At 62.2% G+C, this 13,785-nt stretch carries 13 protein-coding genes; 11 read left to right on the top strand and 2 right to left on the bottom strand.

The features are described 5' to 3' along the window. The 5 genes from H512_RS0116480 to pseI form a co-directional block, all read left to right on the top strand. Positions 1-260, top strand: a 260-nt coding sequence (locus tag H512_RS0116480; RefSeq protein WP_026784381.1) for an IS256 family transposase, incomplete at its 5' end; no start/stop codon positions are given. Positions 261-628: 368 nt separating this feature from the next. Next, the gene (locus tag H512_RS0116470; RefSeq protein WP_026784380.1) at positions 629-2,014 is read left to right on the top strand and encodes a surface carbohydrate biosynthesis protein; all 1,386 of its coding nucleotides are present in this window, start codon (positions 629-631) and stop codon (positions 2,012-2,014) included. Between the two features lie 120 nt (positions 2,015-2,134). Then, positions 2,135-2,836, top strand: a complete 702-nt coding sequence (pseF, locus tag H512_RS0116465) for a pseudaminic acid cytidylyltransferase (RefSeq protein ID WP_026784379.1) — start codon at positions 2,135-2,137, stop codon at positions 2,834-2,836. Then, a complete protein-coding gene (pseG, locus tag H512_RS26465) occupies positions 2,833-3,945 on the top strand; it encodes a UDP-2,4-diacetamido-2,4,6-trideoxy-beta-L-altropyranose hydrolase (RefSeq protein ID WP_169507170.1) in 1,113 nt (370 codons plus the stop codon). The genes pseF and pseG overlap by 4 nt, the downstream gene beginning before the upstream one ends. Positions 3,946-4,144: 199 nt before the next feature. After that, positions 4,145-5,203 carry a pseudaminic acid synthase gene (gene pseI, locus H512_RS0116455; RefSeq protein WP_053239969.1) on the top strand — a complete coding sequence of 353 codons (1,059 nt, stop codon included), beginning with the start codon at positions 4,145-4,147 and terminating at the stop codon, positions 5,201-5,203. Positions 5,204-5,336: 133 nt separating this feature from the next. On the opposite strand, the gene H512_RS0116450 is transcribed toward pseI, so the two are convergent. Continuing rightward, positions 5,337-7,124 (bottom strand): ABC transporter ATP-binding protein, encoded by a 1,788-nt coding sequence (locus H512_RS0116450; protein ID WP_026784376.1) that lies wholly within the window; start codon positions 7,122-7,124, stop codon positions 5,337-5,339. 125 nt (positions 7,125-7,249) lie between these two features. Continuing rightward, positions 7,250-7,711: an Lrp/AsnC family transcriptional regulator gene (locus H512_RS0116445; protein WP_026784375.1), complete on the bottom strand. Its 462-nt coding sequence runs from the start codon at positions 7,709-7,711 to the stop codon at positions 7,250-7,252. Positions 7,712-7,937: 226 nt separating this feature from the next. Here H512_RS0116445 and trxB point away from each other — a divergent pair, with 226 nt between their 5' ends. From trxB to H512_RS0116415, 6 genes are all read left to right on the top strand, one after another. Beyond that, positions 7,938-8,900, top strand: coding sequence for a thioredoxin-disulfide reductase (gene trxB / locus H512_RS0116440; RefSeq protein WP_026784374.1), 963 nt, complete (start codon positions 7,938-7,940; stop codon positions 8,898-8,900). A gap of 226 nt (positions 8,901-9,126) precedes the next feature. Further along, the gene (locus H512_RS0116435; protein WP_026784373.1) at positions 9,127-10,017 is read left to right on the top strand and encodes a LysR family transcriptional regulator; all 891 of its coding nucleotides are present in this window, start codon (positions 9,127-9,129) and stop codon (positions 10,015-10,017) included. A 488-nt stretch (positions 10,018-10,505) separates the two neighbouring features. Then, on the top strand, positions 10,506-11,105 hold the full coding sequence (locus H512_RS0116430; protein ID WP_026784372.1) for an ATP-binding protein: 600 nt from the start codon (positions 10,506-10,508) through the stop codon (positions 11,103-11,105). Positions 11,106-11,250: 145 nt separating this feature from the next. Further along, positions 11,251-12,453 (top strand): pyridoxal phosphate-dependent aminotransferase, encoded by a 1,203-nt coding sequence (locus H512_RS0116425; protein WP_026784371.1) that lies wholly within the window; start codon positions 11,251-11,253, stop codon positions 12,451-12,453. A 347-nt stretch (positions 12,454-12,800) separates the two neighbouring features. Continuing rightward, complete coding sequence (locus tag H512_RS0116420) at positions 12,801-13,196, top strand: hypothetical protein (RefSeq protein WP_026784370.1); 396 nt, start codon at positions 12,801-12,803, stop codon at positions 13,194-13,196. Between the two features lie 12 nt (positions 13,197-13,208). Next, on the top strand, positions 13,209-13,772 hold the full coding sequence (locus H512_RS0116415; RefSeq protein WP_084798549.1) for a DUF1499 domain-containing protein: 564 nt from the start codon (positions 13,209-13,211) through the stop codon (positions 13,770-13,772). Positions 13,773-13,785 lie beyond the last annotated feature (13 nt).

Genomic DNA, 13,785 nt, shown 5'->3' with positions numbered 1-13,785 from the left:
TCGCCTACATGACCTTTCCCAGGCAGCACTGGACCAAGCTTCACAGCACAAACCCCATCGAACGTCTCAACGGCGAGATCAAACGACGGACAGAGGTCGTCGGCATCTTTCCCAACGATGACGCAATCGTCAGACTCGTCGGGGCGCTGCTGCTCGAACAAAATGACGAGTGGGCCGTCCAGCGGTCCCGCTACATGACACTTGAGACCATCGCCACGATGAGCGATGATCCGCTCATCAGCCTGCCAGCGGCAAGCTGACACGTTCCCGGCTCTGTCCGGAAGGCACGGCGAGCGCCGAAGCTACACCACGCCCTGGGACACGATCCTTGACCCCTCTCGCCGCGCAAGCTCCATCCACTATTGAAGAAGGGCTCGACATGCTCTTTCTGTCGGAAGGGGACGTTCAAAAGTTTTTCGCGGCCTTCGCGAATGTGGTCATAGACAGGATGACATACACTCATCTCGGCTTTTCCGATGATGACTTCTTTATCACATGTACAAAAAATTGAAATCGGTAAATACATAGGAAAATATGAGTGTCTAGTAATATCAGCCATTGCCATGAAAATCAGTAATAGAGAGATGGAAATCCCGGAATACACCGGCTCTTGGGGAGCAAGATAAGCATGGCAAAAGTCGTAATCCTGGTCGACAACAAACGGCGGGACCTTATGGTTGCCGCACATCTCGCCCACCTTCTCGAAAGGAAGGGGATCGAGGTGTTCCTGGAGCCGCTTGAGGCCACCTTTGCCGTATTGGCAGCCCACAAGCCGGACATGATAATTTTCAACCATCTCGCCGCATCACATCTTGCCTCCTACAGCAACAGGCTGAGGAAGCTGGGCGTTCTGGTTGCGATACTTTCAAATGAGGGTCTGATCTATCTTGACGACTTTCGAGAGTTCGTCGCTTTGAAAGCTCATTCGGACGCCCACGTCGATCTTTACATGTGCTGGAACAACGCCATGGCGGAAAGCGTGCGGAGTGTCCGGCATACCCCGGAACTCAGGGTCGAGGTCATCGGCATTCCCAGATTCGACCTATATTTCAACCCCTATAAAGCCCATTTCACCCGGGGCGCAAAAAACAAGACCACATCCTCTAACATACTGATTTGCACAAATTACGTATTCGCGAAATACAAAGACTTGCCTCGCGAGGAAGCTGATCGACTCTTTGCAGACTGGGCCAGGAATTTGCCCAGTGTAGCTGACTATACCGGATTGATCGATCATCTTCACGAGAACCGCAAGAAACTGACGCTCTATATCAGCGAAATTGCCAAAAATCCCGCCTACCAAATCATACTCAGGCCTCATCCGAATGAAGACGCCAGCTACTATGAAAAAGAAGTTCAGGGTCTGCCTGAAGACATCCGCTCCCGTATCCGCATTGCACGAAATGAGAATATTACGGATCTTATTCTAAACTGCGACGTTGAGATCTCGATGGATGGATGCACGACGGCTCTGGAGAGCTGGATCGCCGGCAAACCGACCATCGAGCTGCCGATGGAGCCGCATCCTCTGGTAACTCATGGTCTTCTGCAGCCCTTGCTCGTGCAGTGTCGTAATCCGGCCGATCTTCCCGGCATGGTCGCCGAAGCGCTTGGCAAGCCGGTTCCTTCGGAAATCGCCGCGAAACGAGCTGCGCATCTAGAGCGTTGGTGTGCCTCTCCAAATGGCACGGCCGGCGAAAAAGCGGCTGAAGCGATTGCCAGGCGGATTAGCGAGCATGCCCATGGTGACTACTCTGAACGATTGACCTTCAAAGACCGGCGGAAGGGGTGGAAGCTCAAGCTGCTCACTTTGCTGGACAAGCCTTATGGCTGGAAACCTCTTGCCTTTCTCAAGAAGTATCTATCGCCCGCTTCGTATCCAGCGACATTGCAAATAGTAGGAAAGACCATGTCTCCATCTGATGCCAGAGTGGCCTTGAAGGTGGTTCACGATATTTTTCAGGAATATGATGAGAAGTTAGCGGATGGGGCTGCGAGAAGCGATGGTCAATGACCTGCATCGACGCCCCTGGATGTTCGAAAGCCGCCGTCGGCTTGCGCAAGCGACCCCACGAAACTTTAGCGCGCTCGCACTCTGCTGATCCGACAAAGCCTCTTTCCGGTTGGAGCACTCATGAAACTGGCCATTATTCCGGCGCGGGGTGGTAGCAAGCGTATCCCTCGCAAGAACATCCGTCCTTTCCATGGTCGCCCTATCATCGGGTGGTCGATAGAAGCGGCAAAGAGGTCGGGGCTCTTCGATCTGATTGTGGTCTCGACCGACGATGAGGAGATAGCCGGAATTGCCTTGCAAGAGGGGGCGGAGGTTCCATTCATGCGCCCCGCCGATCTGGCGGACGATCAGTCCAGCAGCGATGCTGTTGTCGCCCACGCTATCGCAACGCTTCGCAGTCAGGGTTTGCGGTTTGAAGACGTTTGCTGCATCTACGCCACGGCTCCTCTCCTGACGGTCGAGGCATTGCGAGAGGGGAGCCGACTGCTGACCATGCGAGGTCATGGGTTTGTGGTGCCGGTTACAGGCTTCGAGTATCCGATACAACGCGCTCTTCGGCGCAAGGATGATGGCACCCTTGATATGTTCCATCCTGAGCATATGAACACGAGATCCCAGGATCTTGAAGAAGCCTATCATGACGCCGGCCAATTCTATTGGGGGAAGGCAGACGCATTCCTTCAAGATCTACCCATGTTCACGGAAAACTCGATCTCAATCAGGCTACCCCGCTATCTGGTGCAGGATATTGATACCCCTGAGGACTGGCAAAGAGCCGAGCTGATATTCTCTGTCTTGAAAGCCGGAGGCATTCTGCCGTGAGACGGGCGATCATCCGTGCAGATGCTTCCGTTTTGATCGGTATAGGCCACGTGATGCGTTGCCTGACCCTGGCCAACGCGCTCTCAGACGCCGGTGTAGAGGTACATTTCATCTGCCGCGATCACCCTGGCCATTTGCGGGACCTCATTAGCGCGCGCGGTTTTGCCGTTCACATGCTTCGCCCTGGACGTAAAGGGTATCCCGAGTGTACGGACGCTCCGCCACACGCAGCATGGCTAAATGCATGGCCTGAAGACGACGCGGAGGCATGTCGACGCATCATCGCCGAAATAGGCCAAACCCATCTCGCAATTATAGATCACTATGGTCTGGATCGCCGCTTTGAGGCGTTGTTGCGCGATGTGATCCCTTGTCTTGCGGTTGTCGATGACCTGGCTGACAGGCCCCACGCTTGTGACATTTTGCTCGATCAGAATGCTGGCCGCGAGGCGGGCGATTATGAGGGTCTCGTTTCCCAGGGAACGACGGTTCTTGCGGGAACGCGGTGGGCATTGTTGCGTCCCGAATTCGGGCAACTCCGCGAAGCTTCGATTGCGCGCCGGACAAAAGGAGACCTGACATCCATTCTCATCACCATGGGAGGTATCGATGCTCTCGGCGTGACCTCGCGTGCCTTGGCCGCCTTGGCCAACTGCGGCCTTGGAGAGACAATAAGGGTTTGTGCTGTCATGGGCGGCCATTCGCCTCATCTCCAAGCCGTTCGCGATGTGTCCACCAAGCTGCCGTTTCTAGTGGAAGTGCTGGTTGACGATCCGAATATGGCCAGGCGTATGCTGGACGCCGACCTCGCCTTAGGTGCGGGAGGAACCACGTCGTGGGAGCGATGCTGCCTGGGCCTTCCCTCGATCGTTTCGGCCTTGGCTTCCAATCAGACGAGAACCGTGGATGCACTGGTAGAAGCGGGTGCTGCTCGTGCGGTCAGACTGACCAATGATTATGAAGGCAAACTTGGCGAAATGATTCAGACGCTTTCCCGGTCGCCTGAGGCGATGCGTCGTATGAGCAGCAACGCTGCCGCCTTGTGCGATGGCCTCGGCACGAAGCGCTTCATCGAAGCAATCAGATTGGATGCCGCTCCGAGGCCATAGGGCAAAGGCTTCCTCAGACAGAGGACCTTCTAGGCCCGGGCATTAACGCCAGATCCGGGAAGAAACGTCGTCTTCCCTACTCATCAGGCCGTTTGATCAGGGGTTGGTATCGGGCACAATCGGCCTTAATATCGCTCAAGGCCTTACGGCTTATCCCCGAAGGCCTGCCTCAGTCAAAGCAAACAGCAGGATAGCGCTTGTGAAGATTGGTCATTTCGAGATCAGCCGGGAACACCGCCCCTTCATCATCGCTGAGATGTCAGGGAATCACAACCAGTCGTTGGAGCGCGCGCTAGCCATCGTCGACGCCGCTGCGTCCTCGGGAGTTCAGGCAATCAAGCTACAGACCTATACGGCCGACACCATGACGCTCGATCTACGGGAGCGGGAGTTTGTGATCTCCGACCCGGGAAGCCTGTGGTCAGGGCGCTCGCTCTACGATCTCTATGAGGAGGCCCACACTCCGTGGGAATGGCATAAGCCATTGATTGAACGGGCGAAGTCGCGTGGAATGATTGCTTTCTCGACGCCGTTTGACGCTTCGTCGGTTGACTTCCTCGAAAGCCTTGACGTCCCCTGCTACAAGATCGCCTCCTTTGAGAACACCGATGTTGCACTAATCCGCAAGGCAGCCGCTACCGGCAAGCCCCTCGTCATCTCGACCGGCATGGCCTCGCTAGCCGATCTCGAACTGATGGTATCAACGGCGCGCGCCGCCGGCTGCCGTGACCTGATGCTCCTCAAATGCACCAGTACTTACCCGGCAACGCCGGAAAACAGCAACATTTTGACCATTCCCCATCTCCGTGAAATGTTCGGCTGCGAAGTCGGTTTGTCTGATCACACAATGGGCTGCGGTGTGGCCGTGGCGGCCGTGGCCGTCGGCGCCACGGTGATCGAGAAGCATTTTACTCTGTCCCGTTCGGATGGAGGAGTTGACTCGGCCTTCTCGCTGGAGCCCGAGGAACTCGAGAGACTGGTAATCGAAACCGAACGTGCTCGCTTGGCGCTCGGTGTGGTTCGCTATGGTACGAGCGGAACGGAAAAAGACTCGCTGGTATTTCGCCGCTCCCTGTATGTATGCGAGGACATCAGGGCGGGCGACACGCTGACCGACAGGAATGTCCGTGCCATCCGCCCCGGCCTTGGCTTGGCGCCACGCCACTTCGATATGGTACTCGGTCGTCGGGTGCGATGCGACGTCAAGCGGGGCACACCGCTGTCCTTCGACTTCCTCATGGATGCACCGGAACAGTAACGGCTGCGAGCAGGAACGCTCCATGCTTTGCCTGAACCAGTCGAGGCGGCATGTCGAAGATCGGCGACGGGGTAGTATGGTGTTTCGGGCGACCAGCCCGAAAGCGTCATTCCGGTAGATGGAGACACTACCATTACCCCCCCTCCCCTCCCTCCCTGAACTGCAGCGCCCTCAGGTGCGCGTAAAGCCCGCCTTCCGCCATCAGCTCCTCGTGCGTGCCCTTTTGCACCACCTCGCCCTTGTCCATCACGTAGATGATATCCGCATCGCGCACCGTGGCAAGCCGATGGGCGATGACGAAGGTGGTGCGGCCCTGCATCAGGCGGCCGAGCGCTTCCTGGATGTCGCGTTCGGCCTGGGCGTCGAGCGCCGAGGTCGCTTCGTCGAGCAGCAGGATCGGCGCCTGCCGCAGGATGGCGCGGGCGATGGCGATGCGCTGGCGCTGGCCGCCGGAAAGGTTGCCGCCGCCTTCGCCGACGCGCGATTCGAAGCCGTCGGGCATGGCCATGATGAAGTCGTAGGCGTTGGCGTCGCGCGCCGCGGCCTCGATTTCGGCGCGGCTGGCGCCCGGTCGGCCGTCGGCGATGTTGGCGGCCACCGTGCCGTCGAACAGGAAGGTGTCCTGCGTCACCAGCGCCACGTGCCGGCGCAGCGAGTCGACGGTGAAGCGGCGGATGTCGGTGCCGTTGATCAGCACGGCGCCGCCAGTCGGATCGTAGAAGCGCTCGACCAGCGAAAACACCGTCGACTTGCCCGCCCCCGACGGCCCGACCAGCGCCACCACCGAATTTTCCGGCGCCGTCAGGCTGAGGCCGCGCAGCACCGGCGCCTCGCCATAGGCGAAATCGACGCGGTCGAGGGTCACGGTGGCGCTGTCGAACCTGGCTTCCACGGCGTCGGGCGCCGATTGCAGCACCGGCACGAGGTCGAGCACCTCGTACATCATGCGCACGCCGACCAGCGACTTCTCCAGGTCGAGATTGAAGCGGGCAAGGCGCTTGGCCGGCTCGTAGGCCAGGAGCAGCGCGGTGATGAAGGAGAAGAAAGCGCCGGGGTCGGCATTGTAGTGGACGATCTGGTAGCCACCGAACATTACCACGAAGGCGATGGCGAAGCCGCCGAGCGTCTCCATCAGCGGGCTCGAACGGGCGCTCAGCGTGGCGATGCGGTTGGAAAGCTGCTCGACGTTGATCGTCGCCGCCTCGAAGCTCCGGCGCAGCCGGTCCTCCAGGCCGAAGGACTTGACGACGCGGATGCCCTGCACGCTTTCCTGCACGATGGTGATGATCTGGGCGAGCGTCACCACCTCCTTGCGCGCCGCCGTCCGCACCTTGCCGAGCAGGTGGGTGATGCCGTAGATGGCGACCGGCGCGATCACCAGCGACAACAGCGACATCAACGGGTTCTGCACCACCATGACGGCGACCAGCGATATCAGCGTAAACAGGTCGCGGCCGAGGCTCATCACGATCAGGTCGATCGCCGACCGTGCCGCCGCCGCGTTCTGCGAGATGCGCACCACGATGTCGCCGAGGGCATGACGCTGGAAGAAGGAGATGTCCTGCTTCAGCACGGCGTCGTAGAGCTGCCGCTGCAGCCGGGCGACCATGCTGTTGCCGATCTTGGTCAGCGTCACCGACGAGAAATAGGTGGCGAAGCCCTTGACGAGATAGATGAGAACGATGACGCCGGCGATGGTGAACACCAGCCCCTCGTTCTTCTGAATGAAGATCTTGTTGATGATCTCCCGGATGATGTAGGCGCTTGCCGCCGTCGCCAGCGCGGCGATCACCATCATCACCACCGCGAAGGCATAGCGCCGCGCATAGGGTCGGAAGTTGGCGCGGAAAAGCCGCACCAGCGGCCCGAGCTTCTGCTCCGGTCCGGTGAAGCCGTCGAGCCGGCCCTTCAGGAAATCCAAGTCGAAACTCCACGTCTGGCCGGCGATCGGCACCGGGTCGGCCGGGAAATGCTACGCCCGGCGGCGCCTGTCAACGTCCGGAGCGTGTCCGGCGCAAGCCGGTTCCCGCTTTCGCCGGAATTGCTCTAGACCACCACCGGCTCGTTCTTGATCTGCCGGAGCGTCAGGCTGGTCCGCACCTGGCCGACGTTGGGCGTCGCCGTCAGTTGCTCGATGACGAAGTTCTGGCACGTCTTGAGGTCGGGAGCGACACACTTCAGGATGAAGTCGATCTCGCCCGACTGCATCCAGCTCTCGCGCACCAGCGGCCAGTTCTTCACCCGCGCCTCGAAGGCGACGATCTCCGCCTCCGACTGCGAGGCGAGCGAGATGAAGGCGAACAGCGTCACGTCGAAGCCGAGCGTCTTCTCGTCGATCAGCGCCCGGTAGCCCTGGATGACGCCGGCCTCCTCCAGCGCGCGCACGCGCCTCAGGCAGGGCGGCGCCGAGATGCCGACGCGGCTCGCCAGCTCGACGTTGGTCATGCGGCCGTCGGCTTGCAGCTCGCGCAGGATCTTCCAGTCGATGGCATCGAGTCGGGCCTTCATGTCGTGCCTCCACGAACCGGCAGGATCCACGCGCCTGCCGGCCGGGAACATACCGTTCCGGTCGTCCGGACGAAAGCATCTTTCGGCTGCACGAACACTTATTAAAGTGTGGGCTTCCCCCCGCCGCCTTGAAACCGCGGAGCCGGGCCCCTACCATCCACTTGACCGGGACGCCGGCCGCCTTGATGGCGGAGCCGGCGCCCGGATTTCGAGAAACGAGACGAGCATGACGCACACCCACGCCAAGGTCCTGATCATCGGCTCCGGCCCGGCCGGCTACACCGCCGCCATCTATGCCGCCCGCGCCATGCTCGAACCCGTGCTGATCGCCGGCCTGCAGCAGGGCGGCCAGCTCACCATCACCACCGACGTCGAGAACTATCCCGGTTTCGCCGAGGCCATCCAGGGACCGTGGCTGATGGAGCAGATGCGCGCCCAGGCCGAGCACATGGGCACCCGCCTGGTCACCGACATCGTCACCTCGGTCGACCTGTCGCGCCGGCCGTTCGCGCTGGCCTGCGATTCGGGCGATACCTATTCGGCCGACACCATCGTCATCGCCACCGGTGCCCAGGCGCGCTGGCTCGGCCTGCCGTCGGAGCAGAAGTTCCAGGGCTTCGGCGTGTCGGCCTGCGCCACCTGCGACGGCTTCTTCTATCGCGGCAAGCATGTGGTGGTGGTCGGCGGCGGCAACACCGCCGTCGAGGAGGCGCTCTACCTCACCCACCACGCCGACAAGGTGACGCTTGTGCACCGCCGCGAAGCATTCCGCGCCGAACGGGTGATGCAGCAGCGGCTGTTCGCCAACCCGAAGGTCGAGGTGATCTGGAACAGCGTCGTCGACGAGGTGCTGGGCACCGAGGGCTTCCCGCCGTCGGTGACCGGCGTCCGCCTGCGGAGCACGCTGACCGGCGAAACGCGCGACGTCGCCGCCGACGGCCTGTTCGTCGCCATCGGCCACGCGCCGGCCGTGTCGCTGTTCGCCGGGCAGGTTCAGCTGAAGCCGTCCGGCTACATCTGGACGGCGCCCGATTCGACGGCTACGTCGGTACCCGGCGTGTTCGCGGCCGGCGACGTCACCGACGAGCACTTCCGCCAGGCGGTGACGGCGGCGGGAATGGGTTGCATGGCGGCGCTGGAGGCCGAACGCTATCTTACCGTCGTCGAGACTGATACAAAGGTTGCGTAACCAACTGGCGCAACGCGCGATTCAGGACTTGCGCCGGAGCGTGGAAGCGTCGAACCTAGAGCACCCGCCCGAAAAGCGTTTCACTTTTCGGCCATGCGGATGCGGCAAACAGAAAACCGGCATCCGTCCGAAAGGTGCTTCACGTTTCGGACGGATGCTGTGAGAAGCGGGCGGCGCGCCGGACGGGCGGCCACCGGCAACGACGGGGGCGGCAAAGGGGATAGCGATGGATTGGGACAAGCTCAGAATATTCCATGCCGCCGCCCATGCCGGGAGCTTCACCCACGCCGGCGACAGCCTGAACATGAGCCAGTCCGCCGTCAGCCGCCAGGTCAGCGCCCTGGAGCAGGACCTCGGCGTACCGCTGTTCCACCGCCATGCCCGTGGCCTGATCCTCACCGAGCAGGGCGAGTTGCTCTACCGCGCCGCCCATGACGTCATGCTGAAGCTCGAAGACGTGCAGGGCCGGCTGACCGACAGCCGCGAGCGGCCGTCCGGCTCGCTGCGCGTCACCACCACCGTCGGCATCGGCTCAACCTGGCTGACCTCGCGCGTCGACGAGTTCGTCGACCTCTACCCCGACGTGCAGCTGCAGCTGATCCTCAACGACGACGAACTCGACCTCGCCATGCGTCAGGCCGACGTGGCCATCCGCCTGCGCCAGCCGACGCAGCCCGACCTGATCCAGCGCAAGCTGTTCACGGTGCATTTCCACCTGTTCGCCTCGCCGGCCTACATCAAGCGCTTCGGCAGCCCGAAGACCATCGAGGAACTGGACCAGCACCGCATCATCACCTTCGGCGTCGCCGCGCCCAACTATCTCAGGGACATGAACTGGCTGGAGTCGGTCGGCCGGCCCTACGACAATCCGCGCCTGCCGGCGCTGCGCGTCAACAATCTCGTCGCCATCAAGCATTCGGTGCAGCGCGGCGTCGGCATCGCGCTCTTGCCCGACTATCTGGTCGAGGAGGATTCCGGCCTGCAACAGCTGATCCCCGAGGTCGACCTCCTGTCCTACGACACCTACTTCGTCTATCCCGACGAACTCAGGAATTCGGCGCGCGTGCATGCCTTCCGCGATTTCCTGGTGTCCAAGGCGCAGCGCTGGTCCTATTGAGGGACCGCTTCCAACTCCGCATCGGCAGCGATCTGGCGCCGCTCACCGGACGCCAATTTCCGGACGATCCCTGAGCCGGCAAAGCATCGGCCGATGTTTTTGCCAAGACTGCGTTTTCCCGTAGCGGAAAACACCGATGAATCGTCAATGCTTCACGGTGATGTTACGGTTTGGGCAATTTAACCGGGATATTGCATAGCAGATTTGCAGATTGCCTGCTTGTTTTGCACCGACCCCGGGTGCATATAGACCTTAGCTGATGTGTTGGTTCCCTCGCCATCCTCCCGGCGAAAGCGAATCTTCAGCTGTTCCCCTCTGGAAGGTGCGGTATCGTCCCTGCGATCCGCATTCCAAAACTGACAGCCGGGCCTGGTGCCCGGCTTTTTTTTGTCTTCCTCCACGGCCATTTGCAGACTAGGGAAGCCGGAGCGCCGGCCGTTTCCCGGAGCCCGGCAAGAAGGCCAGTTCGGAACCGCGGAACCATTGCCATGACGCCTGAACCGGGTGGCTTGCTGCTGATCGGAACCTCGCATGTCGGCAAATCGACCTGCGCGAGCAGCGTCGGCTCGGCCCTCGGCTGGCCGGTCGTGTCGACCGATGCGCTGGGGCGCCATCCCGGCCGTCCGTGGACCGGCGTGCCCGATGCGGTGCTGGAATTCTATCATCGCCTGTCGGATGACGCGGTTCACTGGTTCCTGAAGGTGCACCACGAAAACATGCGGCCGCTGATCGGCGCCAGGATAACGGCCCTGCGCGAGGCGGGCCGGGGCTTCGTCCTGGAGGGCGCCGCCTTGCGGCCCGAGTATCTTGCCGGCTGGCCGTTCGGCGATGCCCTGGCCGTCTGCCTTCGCGTCGAGACCGACGTGCTGCGCGCCAGAATCCGGCAGGGCAGCGGCTACGCCCGCCAAGGCGAGCCGATGAGGCTTGCCATCGACAAGTTCACGGAACGCTCGCTGCGCGAGAACGATGCCCTCGCCGAGGCGGCCGTCAGGCTCGACGTGCCCGTCATCGATGTCACCGACCTCCGGGACGCCGACAGACTGGCCCAGCGGTTGGCGTCGCGCCTCGCCGGCGCCTCCGAAACCTGAACGACAGCCGATTCCGTCTCCGCATGGCCGTACCGCACACGCGACATGCGGTTTGACCTTGCGTGAGGCCGCGCGCCGCAATAGAGCAGGAACATCGTATTTAAACCGATACGATTGACCACTCCAGCGTTCGGAGACGCCATTCATGTCTTTCCTTGCCCAGTCGCTTGCCCGCGTGAAGCCGTCCGCCACCATCGCCGTCACCAACAAGGCCCGCGAGCTGAAGGCCGCCGGTCGTGACGTCATCGGCCTCGGGGCCGGCGAGCCGGATTTCGATACGCCGGACAACATCAAGGAAGCGGCGATCAAGGCGATCCGCGACGGCAAGACGAAATACACGGCGGTCGACGGCATTCCCGAACTGAAGGCGGCAATCGCCCTCAAGTTCAAGCGCGAGAACGGCCTTGTCTACAAGCCGGCCGAGATCACCGTCGGCACCGGCGGCAAGCAGGTGCTCTACAACGCGCTGATGGCGACGCTGAACCCCGGCGACGAGGTGCTGATCGCCGCCCCCTACTGGGTGAGCTATCCGGACATGGTGCTGCTCGCCGGCGGCACGCCGACCTTCGTCGAGGCAACGATCGAAACCAACTTCAAGCTCACCGCCGAGGCGCTGGAGAAGGCGATCACCCCGAAGACGAAGTGGTTCATCTTCAACTCGCCGTCCAACCCGTCGGGCGCCGCCTATACCCGTGACGAGCTGAAGGCGCTGACCGACGTGCTGGTCCGCCATCCGCACGTCTGGATCATGACCGACGACATGTATGAGCACCTCGTCTACGACGACTTCGTGTTCACGACGCCGGCAGAGATCGAGCCGTCGCTGATGTCGCGCACGCTGACCGTCAACGGCGTCTCCAAGGCCTATTGCATGACCGGCTGGCGCATCGGCTATGCCGGCGGCCCGGCCGAACTGATCAAGGCCATCGCCACCATCCAGTCGCAGTCGACCTCCAACCCCTCGTCGATCTCGCAGTATGCGGCGCTGGAGGCCCTGACCGGCCCGCAGCACTTCATCGCCGAGAACAACAAGGTGTTCAAGGAGCGCCGCGACCTCGTGGTGTCCATGCTCAACCAGGCGCGCGGCATCCACTGCCCGACGCCGGAAGGCGCCTTCTACGTCTATCCGTCCTGCGCCGGGCTGATCGGCAAGAAGACGGCCGCCGGCAAGGTGATCGCCTCCGACGACGACTTCGTCACCGAGCTGCTGGAGCAGGAAGGCGTCGCGGTGGTGCAGGGCTCGGCCTTCGGCCTCGGCCCCAACTTCCGCATCTCCTACGCCACCGCCACCAAGGATCTCGAAGAAGCCTGCGTGCGCATCCAGCGCTTTTCGGCATCGCTGTCCTAAGCAACCGCGCATCGGCATCAGCCGAGGGGGACCGGAGGCAACTCCGGTCCCTTTTTTGATGGGGCGAAGCCGAAAATACGGCAGCCGCCATTTACGCGGCATTAACCGAACCAGTGCATTGGCATCTGGCAAGCCATTGAGACAATGGAGAATTCCGGATAATGCCGGCTTCTCCACCAGCGCTCCACCGGGGAAGTGTTAACCGCGCCACGAAATCGCCACGACATCTCCCGTCACCCACCTCAATCCCGGCATCGGCACGGCCCATTCGCCCGGCATACCTCAGCCCATCGGACGCCGCCGACGATGACGACCGGCGCGGCGCCGAAACGGCAAGGACGAGAGCGATGACCGACAGGATCGACGATACCCCCTTCGACACCAGGACCGGACGCCACCACGAGCTGTCGGTCGGCGCCGGCGCCTCGATCGTCATCGTCGTCGCCGCCACGCTGGCTCTGATGGTGACGCTGCTGTTCGCCAGCCTGACGCCGACGCGGGCCGCCGAGATCACCCCCGCCGCCTTCTCGGTCGAGACGGTCCAGCCGGCCGGCAGGGCTCACACCTTCACAGCTGCGCCGCCGCGCGACACCAGCTATTTTATCGAGCCGCCGGCCGGCGCATCCGGCAGCCTGTCGGCGATCGTCGTCATGGCGGTGCTGGCCGGCTGGCTCGCGGTATCGGCCGACCTCTGGCGCGCCCTGTTCAATCGGGTTAAAAGCTGGGATCGCTCGCGCTCGTAACCCCGGTATCCCATGTCCCCCTTGCGTTTCCTCGGTCTGGTGCTCGCGGCCCTTGCGGGGGCGTTCCTGCTCCTGGTGCTCGCGTTCAACACCTACGGCCGGGAGGAGAGCTGGGAAGCGGTGTTCGGCTCTCCCGATCTCGGCCCCTATGATTTCGCCATGCCCTCGCGCACCGGCAAGCTGAACGACACCCTCGCCTGCCCGGCCGACGACTGCCAGAAGGGCATCCCCGACATCGAGACGCGCCGTTACGACCTGCCGCCGGCCGCCCTGTTCGCGGTGGTCGAAAAGGTGGTCAAGCATCTACCGGGCAAGGTGCAGGTGGTGGGCGCCAACCCGGTGAGCACTCGCCTCCGGGCGATCGTCTTCTCGCCGGTGCTGCGCACGCCCTCGACGCTGTCGGTGCTGGTGGCGCCGGCCCGCGGCGGCGGCTCGCTGCTCTATGTCTACTCGCGCAGCCAGATCGGCTATTACGACATGGGCCGCAACACCGCCAACATCGTGGCGCTGATCGCCGGCATCGACGCCGAACTGGTGGCGGCGGCCGCCGCTCCGGCTTCCCCGCCCGCCCGGTGAACGGCGATGCGTT

It is taken from the genome of Pleomorphomonas koreensis DSM 23070 (genome assembly GCF_000425185.1).
In the GTDB taxonomy this organism is placed as follows: domain Bacteria; phylum Pseudomonadota; class Alphaproteobacteria; order Rhizobiales; family Pleomorphomonadaceae; genus Pleomorphomonas; species Pleomorphomonas koreensis.
This window is presented reverse-complemented; position numbering and strand designations above follow the sequence as displayed.

What these genes read in the sequence shown, in the direction of transcription:
- pseF (WP_026784379.1), top strand. Translation starts at nt 2,135, where the DNA reads ATGAAACTGGCCATTATTCCGGCGCGGGGTGGTAGCAAGCGTATCCCT.
- H512_RS0116445 (WP_026784375.1), bottom strand. Translation starts at nt 7,711, where the DNA reads ATGAAGGCCCGACTCGATGCCATCGACTGGAAGATCCTGCGCGAGCTG.
- H512_RS0116415 (WP_084798549.1), top strand. Translation starts at nt 13,209, where the DNA reads ATGTCCCCCTTGCGTTTCCTCGGTCTGGTGCTCGCGGCCCTTGCGGGG.
- trxB (WP_026784374.1), top strand. Translation starts at nt 7,938, where the DNA reads ATGACGCACACCCACGCCAAGGTCCTGATCATCGGCTCCGGCCCGGCC.
- H512_RS0116470 (WP_026784380.1), top strand. Translation starts at nt 629, where the DNA reads ATGGCAAAAGTCGTAATCCTGGTCGACAACAAACGGCGGGACCTTATG.
- H512_RS0116425 (WP_026784371.1), top strand. Translation starts at nt 11,251, where the DNA reads ATGTCTTTCCTTGCCCAGTCGCTTGCCCGCGTGAAGCCGTCCGCCACC.
- H512_RS0116420 (WP_026784370.1), top strand. Translation starts at nt 12,801, where the DNA reads ATGACCGACAGGATCGACGATACCCCCTTCGACACCAGGACCGGACGC.
- H512_RS0116430 (WP_026784372.1), top strand. Translation starts at nt 10,506, where the DNA reads ATGACGCCTGAACCGGGTGGCTTGCTGCTGATCGGAACCTCGCATGTC.
- H512_RS0116435 (WP_026784373.1), top strand. Translation starts at nt 9,127, where the DNA reads ATGGATTGGGACAAGCTCAGAATATTCCATGCCGCCGCCCATGCCGGG.